Annotated in this window: 13 protein-coding genes and 1 tRNA gene; 7 read left to right on the top strand and 7 right to left on the bottom strand. The window is 70.9% G+C overall.

Translation table 11 applies throughout. The features are described from left to right. Positions 1 to 15: 15 nt before the first annotated feature. The 3 genes from WFJ17_RS07065 to WFJ17_RS07055 all read right to left on the bottom strand — a co-directional run bounded on the left by WFJ17_RS07065 (position 16) and on the right by WFJ17_RS07055 (position 3,883). Positions 16 to 1,287 carry an ATP-binding protein gene (locus WFJ17_RS07065; RefSeq protein ID WP_251448461.1) on the bottom strand — a complete coding sequence of 424 codons (1,272 nt, stop codon included), beginning with the start codon at positions 1,285 to 1,287 and terminating at the stop codon, positions 16 to 18. A 105-nt stretch (positions 1,288 to 1,392) separates the two neighbouring features. Then, a complete protein-coding gene (mnmA, locus tag WFJ17_RS07060; RefSeq protein WP_336648040.1) occupies positions 1,393 to 2,490 on the bottom strand; it encodes a tRNA 2-thiouridine(34) synthase MnmA in 1,098 nt (365 codons plus the stop codon). A gap of 211 nt (positions 2,491 to 2,701) precedes the next feature. Further along, on the bottom strand, positions 2,702 to 3,883 hold the full coding sequence (locus WFJ17_RS07055; RefSeq protein WP_336648039.1) for a cysteine desulfurase family protein: 1,182 nt from the start codon (positions 3,881 to 3,883) through the stop codon (positions 2,702 to 2,704). 115 nt (positions 3,884 to 3,998) lie between these two features. Between WFJ17_RS07055 and glgX the strand changes: the two genes are divergently transcribed. From glgX to WFJ17_RS07025, 6 genes are all read left to right on the top strand, one after another. Next, the gene (gene glgX, locus WFJ17_RS07050) at positions 3,999 to 6,083 is read left to right on the top strand and encodes a glycogen debranching protein GlgX (RefSeq protein WP_336648183.1); all 2,085 of its coding nucleotides are present in this window, start codon (positions 3,999 to 4,001) and stop codon (positions 6,081 to 6,083) included. 109 nt (positions 6,084 to 6,192) lie between these two features. Continuing rightward, entirely contained in the window at positions 6,193 to 8,211 is a 2,019-nt protein-coding gene (locus tag WFJ17_RS07045; RefSeq protein WP_336648182.1) for a maltotransferase domain-containing protein, read from the top strand. Then, a complete protein-coding gene (gene glgB / locus WFJ17_RS07040; RefSeq protein ID WP_336648038.1) occupies positions 8,208 to 10,406 on the top strand; it encodes a 1,4-alpha-glucan branching protein GlgB in 2,199 nt (732 codons plus the stop codon). Before WFJ17_RS07045 ends, glgB begins: the two co-directional genes overlap by 4 nt. 55 nt (positions 10,407 to 10,461) lie before the next feature. Next, positions 10,462 to 11,022 carry an RNA polymerase sigma factor gene (locus tag WFJ17_RS07035; RefSeq protein ID WP_251448449.1) on the top strand — a complete coding sequence of 187 codons (561 nt, stop codon included), beginning with the start codon at positions 10,462 to 10,464 and terminating at the stop codon, positions 11,020 to 11,022. Beyond that, positions 11,019 to 12,125 (top strand): DUF4349 domain-containing protein, encoded by a 1,107-nt coding sequence (locus WFJ17_RS07030; RefSeq protein ID WP_336648037.1) that lies wholly within the window; start codon positions 11,019 to 11,021, stop codon positions 12,123 to 12,125. Before WFJ17_RS07035 ends, WFJ17_RS07030 begins: the two co-directional genes overlap by 4 nt. 180 nt (positions 12,126 to 12,305) lie before the next feature. Then, positions 12,306 to 13,655, top strand: coding sequence for an acyltransferase family protein (locus WFJ17_RS07025; RefSeq protein WP_336648036.1), 1,350 nt, complete (start codon positions 12,306 to 12,308; stop codon positions 13,653 to 13,655). On the opposite strand, the gene proS is transcribed toward WFJ17_RS07025, so the two are convergent. Further along, positions 13,649 to 15,067: a proline--tRNA ligase gene (gene proS / locus WFJ17_RS07020; RefSeq protein ID WP_336648035.1), complete on the bottom strand. Its 1,419-nt coding sequence runs from the start codon at positions 15,065 to 15,067 to the stop codon at positions 13,649 to 13,651. The genes WFJ17_RS07025 and proS overlap by 7 nt on opposite strands. A 78-nt stretch (positions 15,068 to 15,145) precedes the next feature. After that, positions 15,146 to 15,218 (bottom strand) — tRNA-Glu (locus WFJ17_RS07015). A 128-nt stretch (positions 15,219 to 15,346) separates the two neighbouring features. On the opposite strand from WFJ17_RS07015, the gene WFJ17_RS07010 reads away from it, so the two are divergent. Further along, a complete protein-coding gene (locus WFJ17_RS07010) occupies positions 15,347 to 15,985 on the top strand; it encodes an MBL fold metallo-hydrolase (RefSeq protein WP_295032692.1) in 639 nt (212 codons plus the stop codon). Between the two features lie 53 nt (positions 15,986 to 16,038). On the opposite strand, the gene WFJ17_RS07005 is transcribed toward WFJ17_RS07010, so the two are convergent. Beyond that, positions 16,039 to 17,214, bottom strand: a complete 1,176-nt coding sequence (locus tag WFJ17_RS07005; protein WP_336648034.1) for a cation:proton antiporter — start codon at positions 17,212 to 17,214, stop codon at positions 16,039 to 16,041. 63 nt (positions 17,215 to 17,277) lie between these two features. Continuing rightward, complete coding sequence (gene pepN / locus WFJ17_RS07000) at positions 17,278 to 19,773, bottom strand: aminopeptidase N (RefSeq protein WP_336648033.1); 2,496 nt, start codon at positions 19,771 to 19,773, stop codon at positions 17,278 to 17,280. Positions 19,774 to 19,793 lie beyond the last annotated feature (20 nt).

Here is a 19,793-nt window from a genome sequence, read left to right as displayed (position 1 = left end):
AGGGGCGCCGCCCTCTCAGAGCCGCGCGATCGTCTCGATGTCGGCGCGGAACTCGGCGATCTCGTCGGCCGAGACGGTCGCCCGGGTGCTGCCGAGGGCTCGCGCGTAGTCGTCGGTGCCGAGGGAGGAGCCCGCGGTCCCCTCGCGCAGCGCTCGTGCCAGAGCCTCCTGCGATGCACGGCGGGCGGCGTACTCGATGTCGGCGGGGGTCAGCCCGTCGCTCGCCGAGACGAGCCGGTCCAGGTCCACGTCCCCGGCGGATTCGACCGGGATGTACCGCGCCCAGATCGCGCGACGGGCATCGGCGTCGGGGAGCCCGATCGGGATCACGTAGTCGAAGCGCCCGTGCCGGAGGAACGCGGCGTCGAGAGCCCGTACGAAGTTCGTCGCGCAGATCAGGATCCGCCCCTCCCGGTCGCGGAAGTCGGCGACGAGCTTGAGCAGCTCGTTGGTCACCCCCTGGGTGGGCGACGGCGGAGTGCCGCCGCGGCGGGAGGCGATCTCCTCCACCTCGTCGATGAACACGACGGCGTGCTCGAGTTCGTCGATCGTCTCGAACGAGGCGCGCAGCCCGCCGGCGAGGCCCGAGCCGCCGTCGGCCAGCCGAGAGGGGAAGAGCTCGACGAAGGGCCAGTCCAGCCGTGAGGCGACGGCCCGCGCGAACGTGGTCTTCCCGGTTCCGGGAGGGCCGAACAGCATGACCGCCCGCGGCGGCACCACCCCGAACCTCTCGGCGAGCTCCGGGCGCGCCAGCGGCGTGACCAGACGCTCCTCGAGCAGCGTCTTCTCGTGCGTCATCCCCGCCACGCGGTCCCACAGGTGCGGCGGCAGGATGCGTCCGCCGACCTCTTTCAGCGCGTCGATCTCGCGCCGCTGGATGGGCATCGCGCGCTCCAGGTAGCGCACCGAGTGGTGCACGTGGAAGCCGTTCTCCGTGAAGGCGCCGAGCCCGTCGGCCTCGGGGATGAGCACGGAGAGCTTCGCGAGGCCGAGGGGCGCCATCTTGCGCTCCAGCGCGTGCAGGAGGGAGGAGCTCACCTCGGAACCGGCGTCCTCCGCCGTTCCAAAGAACACGATCCATCCCTGGGCGTGCGCGCCGCGGCCGACGGCGGCGCCCACGAGCAGCTCGCCCTGCACGGCGACGACGGCGTGGTCCTGCTGGCAGGAGGCGATCACCTCGGCGAGCGAGTAGATGGGCCACTCGTTCTCGCGGGTGACCTGCCCCCACAGCCGGACGATCTGGTCCAGATCGTCCCCGTGGAAATCGCGGATGTAGGTCCTCGTCATGGCGGCTCCTCCGTCGGACTGTGCACCCATCATCACAGAGCCCCGCATCGGCCGACCGCGACATGACGACGCCGACAACCGATGTCGTCGACGACGACAGCTGGTTCAGACGCCCGCGGGCACCGCCGAGACCGTGCGATCGATCGTGAACTGGCCGAGCACCCGTGTTCCGACGTAGAGCACCGCGCTCTGACCGGGCGCCACGCCGTCGAGGGGCTCGTCGGGGATGACCCGGACGACGTCCTCCGCGACGAAGGCACGGGCAGGAACCGGATCCGCATGGGCGCGGATCTGCACCTCGCAGAGGAACTCGTCCGCAACGGGCGCGGCTCCCGCCCACGAGCGCCGCTCCCCCGAGATCTCGGCGATCGCGAGCGCCTCCTTCGGGCCGACGACGACCGTGTTCGAGACCGGACGGACCTCGAGCACGAACCGGGGCTTGCCGTCGGGGGCGGGCACGCCGAGGCGCAGTCCGCGGCGCTGGCCGACCGTGAACGCGTGCGCGCCGTCGTGCGTGCCGACCACCTCGCCGTTGCGGTCGAGGATCTCGCCCTGCTCGGCGCCGACCTTCTCCGCGAGCCACCCACGGGTGTCGCCGTCGGGGATGAAGCAGATGTCGTGGCTGTCCGGCTTCTGCGCGACGCTCAGCCCGCGCTCGGCGGCTTCCGCCCGCACGAGCGCCTTGGACGGCGTGGATCCGAGCGGGAAGTACGTGTGCGCGAGCTGCTCGGCGTTCAGAACGCCGAGCACGTAGGACTGGTCCTTCGCGGCATCCGAGGCGCGGTGCAGTTCCAGCCCGCCCTCGCCATCGACGAGCGTCGCGTAGTGCCCGGTGCACACCGCGTCGAAGCCGAGTTCGATCGCGCGCTCCAGGAGGGCGGCGAACTTGATCTTCTCGTTGCAGCGCAGACAGGGGTTCGGCGTGCGCCCCGCCCGGTACTCCGCGACGAAGTCCTCGATGACGTCCTCGCGGAACCGCTCGGAGAAGTCCCAGACGTAGAACGGGATGCCGAGGAGGTCGGCCGCTCGCCGCGCGTCCATCGCGTCCTCGATCGTGCAGCAGCCACGGCTGCCGGTGCGCAGGGTGCCGCCCGCGCGCGACAGCGCGAGGTGCACGCCCACCACGTCGTGCCCCGCCTCGACGGCGCGCGCGGCGGCCACCGCGGAGTCCACTCCCCCGCTCATCGCCGCCAGCACACGCATGGATCCAGTGTACGTCGGGGCACTCCGGGGCCGGCTGAGCGAGCGCCGACGGAGTCGGTGCGGGACGAATCGCGGTCGCTCGTGAGGTCGCCGCGTTTCGTCTCGGTCGCCTTCGGCGTCCTCGCTCAACGACCCCGGAGGGGATGGTCGCGCTGGGCCGGTGCCCGCTCAACGACCCCGGAGGGGATGGTCGCGCTGGACCGGCGCCCGCTCAGCGACCCCGGATCGAGGATCCCGATGCCCGCGCGTACGCGTCCGCGATCACCGCGAGCACCGCGTCGACGTCGTCGTCGGACGAGGTCCTTCCGAGCGTGAACCGGATGACGCTGCGCGCCTCGGTCTCGGTGCGGCCGAGCGCCTGCACGACATGCGAGGGCTCGGCGATGCCGGCCTGGCACGCGGATCCGGCCGAGGCGGAGATCCCCGCGACATCGAGCAGGAACAGCAGGCTCTCGCTCGGCGCGCCGGGGAACAAGAGGTGAGCGTTGCCCGGAAGCCGGCCGGAGGGATCCTGATCCCCCAGCAGCTCGGCCGAGGGCACCCGCTCCCGGATCCCCGCGGCGAGGCGGTCCCGCAGACGGCGCAGTCGCACAGCCTCCGCGACCTGCTCCCCCACCGCGAGCTCCGCCGCGAGCGCGAACGCCGCGGCGCCGGCGACGTCCTGGGTGCCCGAGCGGAGGCCGCGCTGCTGACCACCGCCGTGCAGCAGCGGCGCGATGCGCGCGGTGCGGGCGACGACGAGCGCGCCGGTGCCGGCCGGGGCGCCGATCTTGTGCCCCGCGACGCTGAGCGCGACGAGGCCGGCGCCCGCCGGCGCCTCACCGCGGAGTGCGGCGAACGAGAGCGGCAGATGACCGAACGCGGCGACCGCGTCCAGATGCAGGGGAACGCTCGCGGCGGCGGCGGAGGCGGCGAGCGCCGCGGCGTCGTTGACGGTGCCGACCTCGTTGTTCGCGACGAGTGCAGTGGCCAGGGCGACGCCCTCGGCGGCGAGCGCCGCGGCGAAGGCGTCGACGGGGATCCGTCCGACGGCGTCCAGTCCGACGGCGACGACGCCGGCTCCCTCGGCGGCGAGGGCGGCGACCGTGTCGAGCGTCGCGTGGTGCTCCCCGTCGGGGAGCAGGATCCCGGTGCGCCCCTCGGCACGGGAGCGCCACAGGCCCTGGAGGGCGAGGTTCATCGACTCGGTGCCTCCCGACGTGAGGACGACCTCGATCGGCTCGCACCCGAGCGCGGCGGCGAGGCGTTCGCGGGACTCCTCGAGGATGCGGCGCGCACGCTGGCCCGCACCGTGCGTCGACGAGGCGTTGCCGGTCGCCCCGGCCACCCGCAGCCACTCGTCCGCGGCCTCGGGGCGCAGGTCGGTGGTCGCCGCGTGATCCAGGTAGTGCACCCCTCCACTCTCGCATCTCTCGCCCCGCTGGGACTCGGTGGCACGGATCGCGGCACGCGGTGGCGCCGCAGCGGGCCCCTCCCGCGTTAGTCTGTCCCTCATGTGTCCGCATGCCATGGAGGACGAGACGCCGCTTCCCGACGGCGAAGGCTGCTCACTGTGCAGCCCGTCCCTGGACGACCTGGGCGTCCGCCTTCACGACGGGGTCGCGACGCTGCGCGTCTGGTCCCAGAACGCCTCGTCGATCGAACTCGTGATCTTCGATGAGACCGACCTCGACTGGGAGACGGCGCAGCTCGCGCTGGAGCGCCGTCCCGGGGGCGTCTGGGAGATCACGACGGAGCTGCTGCAGCCCGGCACCCGCTATGCGCTGCGCGTCGACGGCGCGCACAGTCCCGGCAACACCTTCAACCCCGAGACGCTGCTCCTGGACCCCTATGCCCGGGGCCTCGCCCAGGGCGACGGCTACGAGGAATGGCGCTCGGTCGTCATCGCCGACGGCTTCGACTGGGGCGACGTCGTCAAGCCGAAGACCTCCCTCGACCGCACGGTCATCTACGAGGGCCACGTCAAGGGGCTCACCAAGCGGCACCCCGGCGTCCCGCCGGCGCTCCACGGCACCTACGCCGGCCTCGCCCACCCCGCGATGATCGAGTACTACCGCGAGCTCGGGATCACGGCGGTCGAGCTGCTGCCCGTGCAGGCGTTCGCGTCGGAGCCGCGGCTGCTCGACCGGGGTCTCACGAACTACTGGGGCTACAACACCCTGAACTTCTTCACCCCGCATGCCGCCTACGCCACGGAGGATGCGCGCAAGGCGGGCCCCGAAGCAGTGCTGCGAGAGTTCAAGGGCATGGTCAAGCTCCTGCACCAGGCGGGCATCGAGGTGATCCTCGACGTCGTCTACAACCACACGAACGAAGAGGGCATCGGCGGCCCGCGGACCAGTCTGCGCGGGATCGACAACGCGCTCTACTACCGCCAGCAGGACGACGGCAGCTACATCGACACGACCGGCTGCGGCAACACGCTGAACACCGCCACCCCGGCTGCCGCGCGCCTCGTGCTCGACTCGCTGCGGTACTGGACGACCGAGATGCAGATCGACGGCTTCCGCTTCGACCTCGCCACGGCGCTCGGTCGCGATGCCGCGAACTCCTACACTCCGCAGCATCCGCTGCTGCAGGCGATCCGGACGGATCCGGATCTCGCCGACGCCAAGATCATCGCGGAGCCCTGGGACGTCGGGTTCGGCGGCTGGCAGACGGGGAACTTCCCCACCGGCTGGAGCGAGTGGAACGACCGCTACCGGGATCGGGCCCGCAACTTCTGGCTCAGCGACATCGACTACGCCCGTCGCGCCTCGGCGCCGACCGGCATCGGCGGCTTCGCCAATCGGCTCGCCGGATCCGCGAACACGTTCGTCGACGAGCGCGGACCGCTCACGAGCATCAACTTCGTCACCGCGCACGACGGCTTCACCCTGCACGACCTCGTCGCCTACGACGTGAAGCACAACGAGGCCAACGGCGAGGACAACCGCGACGGGGCGGACATGAACCGCTCGTTCAACCACGGCGCGGAGGGCCCGACGGACGACCCCGGGATCCTCGCCGCACGCCGCAAGGCGATGCGCAACCTGCTCGGCACGCTCATGCTCTCCGCCGGGGTGCCGATGCTCACCGCGGGCGACGAGTTCGGGCGCACCCAGCGCGGCAACAACAACGCGTACTGCCAGGACTCCCCGATCAGCTGGCTGAACTGGGAGCACGAGCCCTGGCAGAAGGACCTCTTCGCGCATGCGTCCCTGCTGACGCGCCTGCGCGACGAGAATCCCGCGCTGCGCCCGCTCCGGTACGCCCGCCTCGGCGAGCACATCCCGAACGCCTCGGTCATGGACTGGTTCGATCAGGACGGCGAGACGATGGAGGTGGAGCAGTGGAACGACCCCCGCAACCGCACGCTGCAGTACGTCGCCGCCTCCACACCGGACAAGGAGGCCTTCAACCGCATCCTGCTGATCGTGCACGGCACGGAGTCGCCGATCGATGTGCGCCTTCCGGTCATCGAGGGCGTGACGGCGTACGTCTCCCTGTGGTCGAGCATCGATGAGCGGCCGTCCGCGGTCGAGACGGTGCACCGTCCCGGCGACGTGATCGCCCTTCCGGGAACCTCGATGCGACTCTTCCGAGCGGAGTGACGCGCCCGTTACCTTCTTGGCGGCCCAGGAGCGGTAGGTTCAGGGTGTGTCCGAACGAACCGCCGCACAGCCCTCGTCCGATGCTCTCCGCAGCACTGCTCAGATCCCGGTGCGCGCACTGGGCGACATCGACGCCGCGGACGCGCAGACCACGCGCATCCCCCTCGCGGATCCATCGCCCGCGGCCCCGGAGGGATTCCATCCCAAGGCGTTCGCCGGCGAGGTGGTCCCGTTCCGGGTGGTCGCCTTCCGCGAAGGGCACGACCTCATCGGCGTGCACCTGCGCCTGCGCGCACCGGACCATGAGGAGAGCCTGCATCGGCTGACTCCGCTCCTGGACGGCACCGACCGCTGGCAGGTGGACGTCGCCCTCGACGAGGAGCGCGCCTGGACGTTCCGGTTCGAGGCCTTCGCCGACGAGTTCGCCACCTGGGCGCACGCCGCCGAGCTGAAGATCGCGGCCGGCGTCGACGTCGAGGTCATGCGCGCGCTCGGCGCGGGCCTCCTGGCGCGCGCCGCCAAGGACAAGTCCCGCCCCAAGCCCGAGCGCAAGCGGCTCGCGGCCGTCGCCGAGACCCTGAGCTCGCCGGACGGCTCCGCCGAGGAGGCCCTCGCCGTCGCGACCGATCCCGAGCTCGCCGCGGTCTTCGCCGACCGTCCGCTCACGGCGCTCGACTCGGCGACCGCATGGCAGAGCATCACCGTCGAGCCCGCGATCGCCGGGGCCGCCGCCTGGTACGAGTTCTTCCCCCGTTCCGAGGGCGCGGTGCAGAACGCCGACGGGACGTTCACGAGCGGCACCTTCGAGACCGCGGCCGAGCGCCTTGCCGCTGTCGCGGCGATGGGCTTCGACGTGCTGTATCTCCCGCCGATCCACCCGATCGGGCGGCTGAACCGCAAGGGCCCGAACAACACTCTGACCGCCGGGCCCGCCGATCCCGGATCCCCGTGGGCGGTCGGGGCGGCCGAGGGCGGTCACGACGCCGTGCATCCGGACCTCGGCACCCTGGCCGACTTCCGTCGCTTCGTGAAGAAGGCGAACGCGCAGAACCTCGAGGTCGCCCTCGACCTGGCCCTGCAGGCGGCGCCCGACCACCCGTGGGTCACGGAGCATCCGGAGTGGTTCACCGAGCTCCCGGACGGCACGATCGCGTACGCCGAGAACCCTCCGAAGAAGTACCAGGACATCTATCCGCTGAACTTCGACCGGGATCCGGTGGGGCTGTACACAGAGGTGCTGCGGATCGTCGAGCACTGGATCGCGCAGGGGGTGCGGATCTTCCGCGTGGACAACCCGCACACCAAGCCGCTGCGGTTCTGGGAGTGGCTCATCCGCACGGTGAACACCAAGCACCCGGAGGTCGTCTTCCTCGCCGAGGCGTTCACCCGGCCCGCGCCGATGCGGGGTCTCGCCGCGGTCGGCTTCCAGCAGAGCTACAGCTACTTCACCTGGCGCAACACGAAGGCCGAGCTCGAGGAGTTCCTCCTCTCCGTATCCCAGGAGACGGCCGACTACATGCGGCCGAACCTCTTCGTGAACACGCCGGACATCCTCACCGAGTACCTGCAGTTCGGCGGCCGCGCGGCCTATCGGATCCGCGCGGCGATCGCCGCGACCGGAGCGCCCCTGTACGGCGTGTACGCCGGCTACGAGCTGTACGAGAACGTCGCCCGGCCGGGGTCCGAGGAGAACATCGACAACGAGAAGTACGAGTACAAGGTGCGCGACTGGGCCAAGGCGGAGGCGGAGGGCCGATCGCTCGCCCCCTACCTCACCCGGCTCAACGAGATCCGCCGCGCGCACCCCGCACTGCGTCAGCTGCGCAACCTGCGGCTCCACTGGAGCGACGACGACGCGGTCCTGGTGTTCTCCAAGCACCTGCCCGCGCCCTTCACCGGCACGGACACGAGCGACACGATCATCGTCGTCGCCAACGTCGACCCGCACTCGGTGCGGCAGACCACCGTGCATCTCGACACCCTCGCCTGGGGCGTCGAGCCTGGAACGGCGTACGAGGTCGAGGACCTCGTCACCGGATCCGTCTGGACCTGGACGGATCACAACTTCGTGCGCCTGGACGCCTTCACGGAACCGGTGCACATCCTCCATGTGAAGGGGCAGCCATGATCAGCACCACGATCGATGCGGCTGTGCTCGGGGCCGTGGCCTCGGGCTCGCACCACGACCCGCACTCCGTGCTCGGAGCGCATCCGCAGTCGGACGACAGCGGCAGACGCGCGACGATCGTGCGGGCGCTCCGCCCCCTCGCGAAGACCGTCTCGGTGCTTCCCGCGGACGGCGCCGAGGTCGCCCTCACCCACCTCGCCGACGGCATCTGGGAGGGAGAGGTCGCCGGATCCCCGGGCTCCTATCGGATCAAGGCGACCTACGCGGACGCGCCCGACTGGATCTCCGCGGATCCGTACCGCCACTCCCCCACGATCGGCGAGCTCGACCTGCACCTCATCCGCGAGGGCCGTCACGAACGCCTCTGGGAGGCCCTCGGCGCCCATCCTCGAACGGTCGACGGAGACCAGGGCACGGCGTTCGCGGTGTGGGCGCCGCACGCCAGGGCGGTGCGCGTCGTCGGCGACTTCAACGGCTGGGACGGCCGCCTCGACGCCATGCGCTCGATGGGATCCAGCGGCGTGTGGGAGCTGTTCCTCCCCGGCGTCGGCGTCGGTGCGCACTACAAGTACGAGATCCTGACCCCGGCGGGCGCCTGGATCCTCAAGGCCGACCCGATGGCGCAGCTCGCCGAGAACCCGCCCGCGACGGCCTCGATCGTCACCCGCTCGGGCTACTCCTGGGGCGACGGCGCATGGATGACCCGCCGGGCGGCGACCCACGCGGTCGCGCAGCCGATGAGCGTGTACGAGCTGCACCTCGGATCCTGGCGTCCCGGTCTCGGCTATCGCGACATCGCGGACCAGCTCATCGAGCACGTCACGGCGACCGGCTTCACCCACGTGGAGTTCATGCCCGTGGCCGAGCACCCCTTCACGGGCTCCTGGGGATATCAGGTCACCGGGTACTACGCGGCCACCCACCGCTACGGCGAACCGGACGACCTGCGCTATCTGATCGACCGGCTGCACCAGGCCGGCATCGGCGTGATCATCGACTGGGTGCCCGGGCACTTCCCCAAGGACGCCTTCGCGCTGGCCCGCTTCGACGGCGAGCCGGTCTACGAGCACCCGGATCCCCGTCGCGGCGAGCACCGGGACTGGGGCACGCTCATCTTCGACTACGGCCGCAACGAGGTGCGCAACTTCCTCGTCGCAAACGCGCTGTTCTGGCTGGAGGAGTTCCACGCCGACGGGCTGCGGGTCGACGCGGTCGCCTCGATGCTCTACCTCGACTACTCCCGCGACGAGGGCGAGTGGGAGCCGAATGTGCACGGGGGCCGGGAGAACCTCGAAGCGATCCGGTTCCTGCAGGAGGTCAACGCGACCGCCTACCGCCGCCACCCCGGCATCGTCATGGTCGCCGAGGAGTCGACGAGCTTCCCCGGGGTCACCGCGCCCACGGACCACCATGGTCTCGGCTTCGGGTTCAAGTGGAACATGGGCTGGATGAACGACTCGCTCGTCTACATCGAGCGGGATCCGCTGTACCGCTCGCACCACCAGGGCGAGATGACCTTCTCATTCGTGTACGCGTTCGGCGAGAACTACATCCTGCCGATCAGCCACGACGAGGTCGTGCACGGCAAGGGCAGCCTGCTCTCGAAGATGCCGGGCGACCACGCGGCGAAGCTCGCGAACGTGCGCGCCTACCTCGGCTACATGTGGGGGCATCCCGGCAAGAACCTGCTCTTCATGGGGCAGGAGTTCGGGCAGCTCTCCGAATGGTCCGTCGATCGCAGTCTGGACTGGTGGCTGCTCGATCAGCCCTCCCACCGGCAGCTGCAGGAGTTCGTCGGCGCGCTCAACAGCACCTACCGGCAGAACGCCCCGCTCTGGGAGCGGGATCACGACGGCAGCTCGTTCACGCGGATCGGCGCGCCGGACTGGGATCCCAATATCGTCGCCTTCGTGCGCCGTGACGCGCACGGCGGTCACATCGCGGTGATCAGCAACTTCGCCGGGACGACCCGGCACGGGGTCCGGCTCGACCTGCCGCTCGCGGGCGGGTGGTCGGAGGTGCTGAACACCGACGCCGCCGAGTTCGGCGGGCACGGCGAAGGCAATCTCGGCCTCGTCTACGCCACCGACGTGGAGAACGGCTCGCCGCAGGCGACGCTGACGGTGCCCGCACTGTCGACGATCTGGCTGCGGCACCAGAAGGACCCGCACGTGCCGATCGTGAGCAAGGGCTGAGACGATTCCGCCGGAGCCGACACTTCTCGGTGAGAGACACCGGAACGGAGCCGGCATGGCACACGACGCACACGACAGGACGCTCGTCGCGAGAGCAGCGGCGGGAAGCGACTCCGCCTTCCGCACGCTGTATCGCGCCTACGTCCGCCCCGTCCACTGGATCGCGTACGGCATCCTCGGCGACGCCGGCGATGCCGAGGACGTGACGCAGGAGACGTTCGTCGTCGCCTGGCGGAAGCTGCCCGCCCTGGAACTGGCAGGGGAATCCCTGCTGCCCTGGCTCGCGACGATCTGCCGGTTCCAGGCGGCCAACCGCCTGCGCCGGCGGCAGCGCGACGCCGCCCGCACGCTCGAGGAGACCGACGAGCGCATCCCCGCGCTCATCGACGTCGAGCAGCAGGTCATCGCCGCCGAGCTCGCCGAGCGCATCGCCGCCGAGCTCGGCGGGATGAGCGCGCTCGACCGCGAGATCTTCCGGCTGTGCGCGACCGAGGGGTACGACTACCGCGCCGCGGCCGACGAGCTCGGCGTGGGCCACGGCGTCGTCCGGAACCGTCTCTCCCGCGTGCGCACCCGCCTGCGCGGCGCAGTGACCGAAACGGAGCCCGCATCATGACCACCACCCCGATCGCGCTGCCGGAGCTGTCCGACGACGCCGTGGACCGCATCGAGGAGGCCGTCTTCTCGCAGATCGCGGAGGAGCGCCGCGCCGCACAGGCGCGAACCGCCGCGTCCCGCGGACGTGCGCGTCGACGCGGGTGGCTCACCGCAGGCGGCGTCGCCGCGGCCTTCGTCGTCGGAGTGCTGGTGACGCCGCCGATCCTGCAGCTGACCGGCTCCTCAGCCGGATCCTCGGTCGCATCGGCTCCCTATCACCCGACCAGTGGCACGGTCCCGCTGAGCGGAACCGCGAAGGAGCTCTCGCAGAGCGCCGACGACGCCGCGTCGAGCAGTGCCGGCGGAGCCGCACCCTCGACGACCGCGCAGCGCGACATCATCCGCACCGGATCGGCCACCGTGCAGGTGGACGACGTGAGCAAGGCCGCCGACGCCCTCGCCGCCCTCGCGCAGAAGCACGGCGGCTTCGTGGAGAGCCAGCAGATCGGTTCGACGCAGGGTCCCGTGGCGACCGACGGCGGGATCGTCCCGCCGCCCTCCGGCGACGGGTGGGTGACGCTGCGCGTGCCGGTCGCCGACCTCGACGCCGTGATGGCGGCACTGCGCTCCGAAGGCACGGTGCTGGCCACCTCGATCGGACAGAACGATGTGACGGCGACCACCACGGACCTGCGCGCACAGGTCGACTCGCTCACCGCGTCGGTGCAGCGGCTGACGCAGCTGATGTCCCAGGCCACCAGCGTCGCCGACCTGCTCACCGCCGAGACGGCGCTCACCGAGCGGCAGGGACAACTGCAGTCCGCCCAGCAGCAGCTGAAGGATCTCGAGTCCCAGGTGGACATGTCCTCCGTGCAGGTCACGCTCGTGCGGCAGGCGCCCGCCGCCGCCGACCCCGCCGGTTTCGGCGACGGGCTGGCGGCCGGCTGGAAGGGTCTCATCGTCTCACTGAACGCCCTGGTGATCGCGCTCGGCTTCCTGCTCCCCTGGCTCGTCGTGGCCGGCGTCGTGGTCCTCATCGTGTGGGCGATCGTGCGGACGCGCCGTGCTCGGCGCGCCCGTGCCGAGAAGGCGACGCTCACACAGACCGAGGCCGACGCCTGACCGCGAAGGGCACGGCTCGCCGACGGCAGAGGCGCACAATTCAGGCTGCTCTCGCCAGCGTCCGGGGAACGTCCGCACCACGACGCCGAGTCAACCGGCCGCCGTCGAGTTCTGGCCTGAGTTGTGCACGCCGCCGGTCGATGCCGAACGCGACAAGAGGTCGCCACTAAGGTCATCGACATGAGCAGCGCCGCCGTCTCCTCCGCCCGCGCCGTCCCCGCGGGGCGCGACCTGACCCTCGACCTGACGCGAGTCGCGTGCGTGGTCCTCGTCGTCTTCGTGCACATCCTCTTCACGGGCGTCGGACGTCGCGCCGACGGGAGTCTCCTGATCGAGCGCACCGTGGAAGGGCAGAGCTGGTTCGACGCCGCATCGTGGATCCTGAACATCATGCCGCTGTTCTTCGTCGTCGGCGGCTACTCCGCGCGAGCGGGCTGGCGCTCGGCACAGGCGCGCGGAGAGGACGCAGTCGGCTTCGTGCGCCTGCGCCTCGTGCGACTGGCGCACCCCGCGCTCCCCGTCTTCGTGTTCTTCACGGCGGCGCTCGGCGCCGCCCGACTGCTCGGAATCGATCCGGGGCTCGTCGACACCGTGGCGATCGGCATCGGATCCCCGTTGTGGTTCCTCGCCGCGTATCTGCTCGTGCAGGCCCTCGCACCCTGGATGATCGGGCTCCATTCCCGATACGGCATACGCGTGCCGGCAGTGCTGCTGCTCGGAGCGCTCGCGACCGACGCCCTGCGCTTCCTCGTCGCCGGCGGAGTGCTCGGGATCCCGCACGTGCCCGCGACGGGCTACGGCATCGGGAGCGAGTTGTTCGGACTGCCCAACGTGGCATTCGTGTGGCTGTTCGCGCAGCAGATCGGCTTCTTCCTCTTCGACGGCTGGTTCGCGCGGCGTCGCGCCCGGCAGCTGATCGGACTCATCGTTCTCGGCTATCTCTGCGTCTGGAGTCTGGTGTCGCTCGGCGGCTACTCCGGGAACATGCTGAGCAACCAGTGGCCGCCGACCGCGCCGCTCGCGATCCTCGCCGTGGTGCAGGCCGCGGCGCTCGCACTCCTGAACCGCCCGCTCACCGCGCTCATGCGCACCCGTGCCGCGCAGAGCGCCGTGCTGCTGATCGGCTCCCGGTTGATGACGGTGTACCTGTGGCACCTGCCGATGATCATGGTGCTCACCGGGGTGGAGCTGGTTCTCCCTTTCTCGATGCCGGCACCGGGGTCAGCGCTGTGGTGGTGGACCCGTGTGCCGTTCCTCCTGGTCGTGCTCGCCGCCGTCTGGGTGCTGTCCCTGTGGCTGGGGCGCTATGAACGGGCGCCGAGGATGGGCGATGCTCCGACGGCCCCCGTCCTCGCTCTCGCGGTCGCGCTGTTCCTGGCCCCGGTCCTCGCGATCACCGCCTACGGGCTGGACCTGCTCCTCGCGGCGTGCGCACTCGTCGCCACGATCGCCGCACTCGCACTCGTCGGCGCTGTCCCGCTCTCCCGCTCGGAGGCCGCGATCACCGCCAGGACGAGCCGCGGTCAGTAGGCGCGCGCGACGACCGCGACCAGGTCCTTCTCCGGCTCGTGCGGGCCGGGCAGGGAGCCGTCGCGGGTCTGCAGGCAGCGCACCGTGATGGCGTCCCGGTTCAGTTCCTTCTCGCCGGCCTCGCCGAGCGCGTCCCAGTCGATGAGGGCGAAGCCGCTGCGGGCGGCTTCGCGCGCCTCGTCGATGGTGGACACGCGTACGGTGCGGTCTGCGAGGCGCTCACGAGCAGCGGTGAACAGGTCGGCCTGGATCTCGTCGAGCAGCGCGGGCACACGCGTCGCAGCCTCCGTGACGGGCATCTGTCGCTTGCCCGCACGATCGCGGCGCGCGAACGTGAGCTGTCCGGCGTCGAGATCCCGCGGGCCGACCTCGATGCGCACCGGAACCCCCTTGAGCTCCCACTCGGTCGCGCGGCGGCCGAAGCCGGTCTGGGTGCGATCGTCGAGCTTCGCCCGCACCCCCGTGGCCATGAGGTCGGCGACGATCGTCCGTGCCGCCGCGACCGTCCGTTCGTCGTCCTTGACCACGATGACGACGACCTGGTGCGGCGCGATGCGCGGCGGCAGGACGAGCCCGGAGGCGTCTCCGTGCGACATGATGAGCCCGCCCATCATGCGGGTGGACGAGCCCCACGACGTGGTCCAGGCCGTCTGCGCGACGCCCTCCGCATCCGAGAAGGTGATGCCGAACGCGTTCGCGAAGTTCTGCCCCAGCTCGTGCGAGGTCGCCATCTGCAGAGCCTTGCCGTCGCCCATCATGGCCTCGCAGGTCATGGTGTTGATCGCGCCTGCGAAGCGCTCGGACGGAGTCTTGATGCCCGGAAGCACGGGGATGGCCAGCACGGTCTCCAGGAAGTCCTTGTAGACGTCCAGATGGATGCGGCGTGCGTATTCGGCGGCGTCCTCCCGCGTGGCGTGCGCCGTGTGCCCCTCCTGCCAGAGGAACTCTGTGGTGCGCAGGAAGACCCGCGGGCGCATCTCCCAGCGGACGACGTTGGCCCACTGGTTCAGCAGCATGGGCAGATCGCGATGAGACTGGATCCATTTCGCCATGACCTCGCCGAACAGGGTCTCGCTCGTCGGGCGGACGACGACCGGCTCGGTCAGCTCCTTGCCCCCGGCGTGCGTCACCACGGCCAGTTCTGGGCTGAAGCCCTCGACGTGCTGGGCCTCGCGCTCCAGATAGGACTGCGGGATGAACAGCGGAAGATAGACGTTCTCCGCGCCCGTCGCCTTGATGCGCGCGTCCATGGCGGACTGCATCCCCTCCCACATCGCGTAGGAGTACGGTCGCATCACCATCGTGCCGCGCACCGGCCCGTTGTCCGCCAGCTGCGCCTTCTCGAGCACGTCCTGGTACCACTGCGGGAAATCGTTCTCGATCGACGCGAGAATGCTCTGTCGTTCAGCCACGTCTCGAGGATACCGACGCGAACGGATCCGCAGACGACGAAAGCCCTCGGCGAACCGAGGGCTTTCGCGTGCTGTCTGTGACCCCAGCGGGATTCGAACCCGCGTTACCGCCGTGAGAGGGCGGCGTACTAGGCCGCTATACGATGGGGCCGTCTTTGCGATCCGTTTCCGTCTCGCGACAACCGTTCAAGTATGACATGACGCGCAGCACCCGCCAAATCGGGGCCGGTCGATCACGATCCCCGGGAGTGTCGCGTCGCGCGGGATTACGCTCGGACCATGCGCATCACCAAGCATGAGCACGCGGCTCTCCGCGTCGAGGACCATGGGCAGACCCTCCTCATCGACCCCGGCAGCTTCACCCTGCCACTGGACGAGCTGCAGCACCTCGTCGGCGTGGTCATCACCCACGAGCACCCCGACCACTGGACGCCGGATCACCTGGATCGGATCCTGCGCGACGCGCCGGGGACGCCGATCTTCGCCCCAGCCGGCGTGGTCCGGTCCGCACCCGGATACGAGATCACCGAGGTCGCTCCCGGCGACACCGTGACCGCGGGCGACTTCACCCTGCGGTTCTTCGGCGGGGTGCACGCCGAGATCCACTCGTCGATCCCGCTCATCGACAACGTCGGCGTGCTCGTCGACGACGAGCTCTACTACCCCGGCGATTCCTACGCGATCCCCGAGGGCGTCGATGTGCAGACCCTCGCCGCCCCGCTCGGGGCGCCGTGGCTGAAGATCGGCGATGCGATCGACTTCGTGCTCGCCGTCGCGCCGCGCCGCGCCTTCGGCACGCACGACATGACGCTCTCGGTGATCGGGTCGAACATGCACCGCTCGCGGCTGAAGTGGGCGACCGAGGAGCACGGCGGAGAGTTCTTCGAGCTGGACCCCGGCGACGACCTCGAGATCTGACGCGACGGGTCGCCCGCATCCGCGAGCCGCGGCCATGGTGACGGCCGTGGGCGTCACCCCGTCGGGCTGACCGCGGGCGTCGTCCCGGGAGGATCCGCCGGATCGGTCCGCGACCGACGGGACACCGCGGCGACGGCCGCCGTGGACGACACCACCGCGACGAGCGCGCCCAGGAGGATGGCGGCGCCTTCCCCGGGCAGCAGCGTCGACGTCTCGACCCCCAGTGCCACCGCCGCCACGGGAACGCCGAGCTGGCCCGCCGAGGCGACCGTCTGCGGCCACGGCAGCCCTGCCGCGCGGGCAATCAGGTGCGCGAGCACGGCCGCGGCGCCGAGCGCGAGACCGAGGAGGAGCATCTGCGGATGCGCGGCGAGGTGTCGCAGATCGATCGACGCGCCGAGCCAGACGAAGAACAGCGGGCCGAAGAAGCCCTCGGTCATTCCGAAGAGCTGCCGGGCCAGCCTCCGCGGCTGACCGACCGCGGCGAGCACGAGCCCGAGCGTGAACCCCGCCATCATCACCGACACGTGCGTGAACTGCGCGATCCCCGCCAGGGCGAAAAGGGCGAGCAGGCTGAACCGCAGCTCGAGCGCGAAGCGCCGCGACTCCGACACCGCGTGCAGCAGATGCAGCCGGCGCGGGCCGACACGGCGCAGCACGACCACGAGCACGACCCCGGCGGCGGCGATCCCCACTCCGCCGAGCGCCACCAGGGGCACCCGCGAGGGCTGCAGCACGAGCGGCAGGGCGAGGATGCACGCGACGTCGGCGATCGCGATCTGGGCGACCAGCTGTGCGGCCGAGGCCGCGGCGATCCCCATCGACTGCAGCATCGGCAGCACGAGCGCCGCGGAGGAGGATGCGATCAGCACGGTGTAGACGGCACCGTGCTGATTGCCGAACAGCAGCGCGACGCCGATGCCGAGGGCCGCGGCGACCAGGGCCACGAGGAGCGCGCCCAGCGCCCCGCGTCCGATCGCGGAGCGCACAGCACGGTCGAGCACCGGGATGTGCGAGCCGATCACGAGCATGATCAGCCCGAAGCCGATCTGCGCGAGTAGGGTCAGCGTCGGCTCGCTCGCATCCACCCAGCCGAAGCCGCTGGCGCCGACCACGAGGCCGGCGAGCAGCTCCCCCGCGATCAGCGGCACCCGCCAGGCGCGTCGCGCGGACAGCAGGGGGCCCGCCAGACCCACCAGCACGAGAAGCGCGAGCGTCGCGAACGTCATGCGCTCACTCTAGGACCGCCCCCGGGCCCCCGATCCCTGCGCGCGCCGCGCCGGCCGTGGCGGTCAGCTCACGCGTGCTCCCTGCAGCTCCCGCACGCGGATGGCGCGCTGCTGGTGATCGCGCTGTTCGAGCACGATCCGCCGCAGCGCGGCCGGAGCCTGCGGATGCGACTCGAGCCAGGCGTCGACCAGTTCGGTCGTCTCGGTGTCCGGATACAGGCCGATCACGAGGCGGCGCGCGATCTCGATCGATCGCTCGGCCCATGCGGACTCGATGCGGGTGAAGTACTCCTCGTCGAACGTCTCCACGAGGTCGCGGCGCCCTCCGGCGCCGAACCCGCGGATCGTCGCATCGAGATGGTCGTTCGTGAGCGTGAGGTCGCTCCAGGCCGCTCGCCAGTCGGCCGCCCGCACGAGCGCGTTCGGGGTGGAGGCGGCGGCGGCGAGCGCGGCGGTGCGTCCGCTCGCGGTGTGGTCGCGCAAGTGCTCCTCGGTGATCTCCTCGGCCCCGGCGTGCCCGGTGGCGACGAGCGCGGTCAGGAGTTCCCAGCGCAGGTCCGCATCCATCGGGAGACCGCGCGGACCGGCTCCGATGAGCAGCGAGGAGACGTCGAGCCGGCGGGAGTCGTCGAAGGATGCGGCGGCGGCGAAGGCACGCGCCCAGATGAGCTGGGCGTCGCTGCCGGCCTCCGCCTTCCCGAGCGCCTGCCACGTCGCGTCGAGCCAGGCCCGGCGGGCGCCGGCGCGCTCGGCATCGGGCAGATAGTGGCCGATCGCCGTCGCCGCGTTCAGCACCGCGCCACCGAGCAGCGCGCTGTCGGTCTCAGCCGGCGCATGGGCCTCGACGATGGCGAGGTAGCGGGCCACGCCGAGCTCGCCGTCCCTGGTGGCGTTCCACAGCGCCGACCAGACCAGGCCGCGGGCCAGCGGATCTCCGAGCGAGGACAGCCCGCGCTCGACGGCGTCGAGCGACCGGTCGTCGAGGCGGGCCTTGGCGTAGGTGAGGTCGCGGTCGTTGAGGAGGACGAGGTCGGCATCCGGGAGCACGACGGCGGTGCGCTCGTCGGCGATGTCGACGGGGACGTGCCGCCGCAGCACGAGCCGGCCGTCCTCGAGGCCGTAGAGCCCGATCTGGAGCCGGTGCGGGCGGGGGTCGGTCTGGACCAGGACGGCGCCCTCGCCGTCGCCCCGCTCGATGCTCAGCGTGCTCATCCCGGTCGTCTGCAGCCACGCCTGCGCCCATGCGCGCATGTCGCGCCCCGACGCGCGCTCCAGTTCGACGAGCAGGTCCTCCAGCGTGGTGTTGCCGTAGGCGTGCCGGGCAAAGTAGCGCCGGGCGCCGTCGAAGAACGCCTCCTCCCCGACGAACGCGACGAGCTGCTTGAGCACCGCGGCGCCCTTGGCATAGGTGATGCCGTCGAAGTTCAGCTTCGCGGCCTCGAGATCGGCGATGTCGGCGACGATCGGGTGGGTGCTGGGCAGCTGGTCCTGCGTGTACGCCCAGGCCTTGCGGCGGTTCGCGAAGGCGACCCAGGCATCGGTGAACTCGGTCGCGGCGACGGAGGCATGGGCTCCCATGTAGTCGGCGAACGACTCCTTGAGCCACAGGTCGTCCCACCAGCGCATCGTCACGAGGTCGCCGAACCACATGTGGGCCATCTCGTGCAGGATCGTGTTCGCGCGAGCCTGGCGCTGCGCGCGCGTCGCGGCGCCCCGGTAGAGATAGGACTCCGTGAAGGTCACCAGCCCGGGGTTCTCCATGGCGCCGATGTTGTACTCCGGCACGAAGATCTGGTCGTACTTGCCCCAGGGATAGGGGAACGCGAACGCGTCCGCGAAGAAGTCCAGCCCCTGCCTCGTGATCTCCAGGATCTCGTCGGCGGCGAGGTGCTCCGCCATCGAGGCACGGCTCAGCACGGAGAGCGGCACCACCAGGTCGTCGCGGCGCCACTCGGAGGTCACCCGCACATAGGGTCCGGCCGCCACGCAGACGAGATAGCTGGAGAGCGGCCGCGTCGGCGCGAACTCGACGGTCTGCACGTCGCCCTCGACCTGCACCGACGCGGCGGACTGATTGGCCAGCACCTCCCACCCCGCGGGCGCGGTCACGGAGACCGTCAGCGGCGCCTTCATGTCCGGCTGCTCGAAGCACGCCATGAACCGGCGCGCATCGGCGGGCTCGTCGTGCGTGTAGAGGTACGTGTTCCCGTCCACCGGGTCGACGAAGCGGTGCAGTCCCTCCCCGGAGCGGCTGTAGGCGCCCGTCGCACGGATCACCACGACGTTGTGTGCCGCGAGGCCCGCGAGCCGGATGCGCGCACCGTCCCACTCGACCTCCTGGGGCGCATCGTTGAGCAGGACCTCGCTCACGTCCTCGCCGAGGAAGTCGACCCACGTCTCGTCCGCCGTCGCGTCGAACTCCAGCGTGCTCGCCGTCGGGAATCCGGTGACCCCCGGGTCTGCGGCACCGGTCACGTCGAGCTCGAGCCGGGTACGGAGCAGGGTGATCCCCGCAGAGCGCGCGGCGGTCTCGGTCCGGGTGAGGTTCGCGGAGGTCATGGATCCATCGTTCCATGTTC

It is taken from the genome of Microbacterium sp. MMO-10 (assembly GCF_037148715.1).
In the GTDB taxonomy this organism is placed as follows: Bacteria; Actinomycetota; Actinomycetes; order Actinomycetales; family Microbacteriaceae; genus Microbacterium.
Note: the sequence above shows the minus strand (reverse complement) of the source record. Positions and strands in the feature narration are given on the sequence as shown.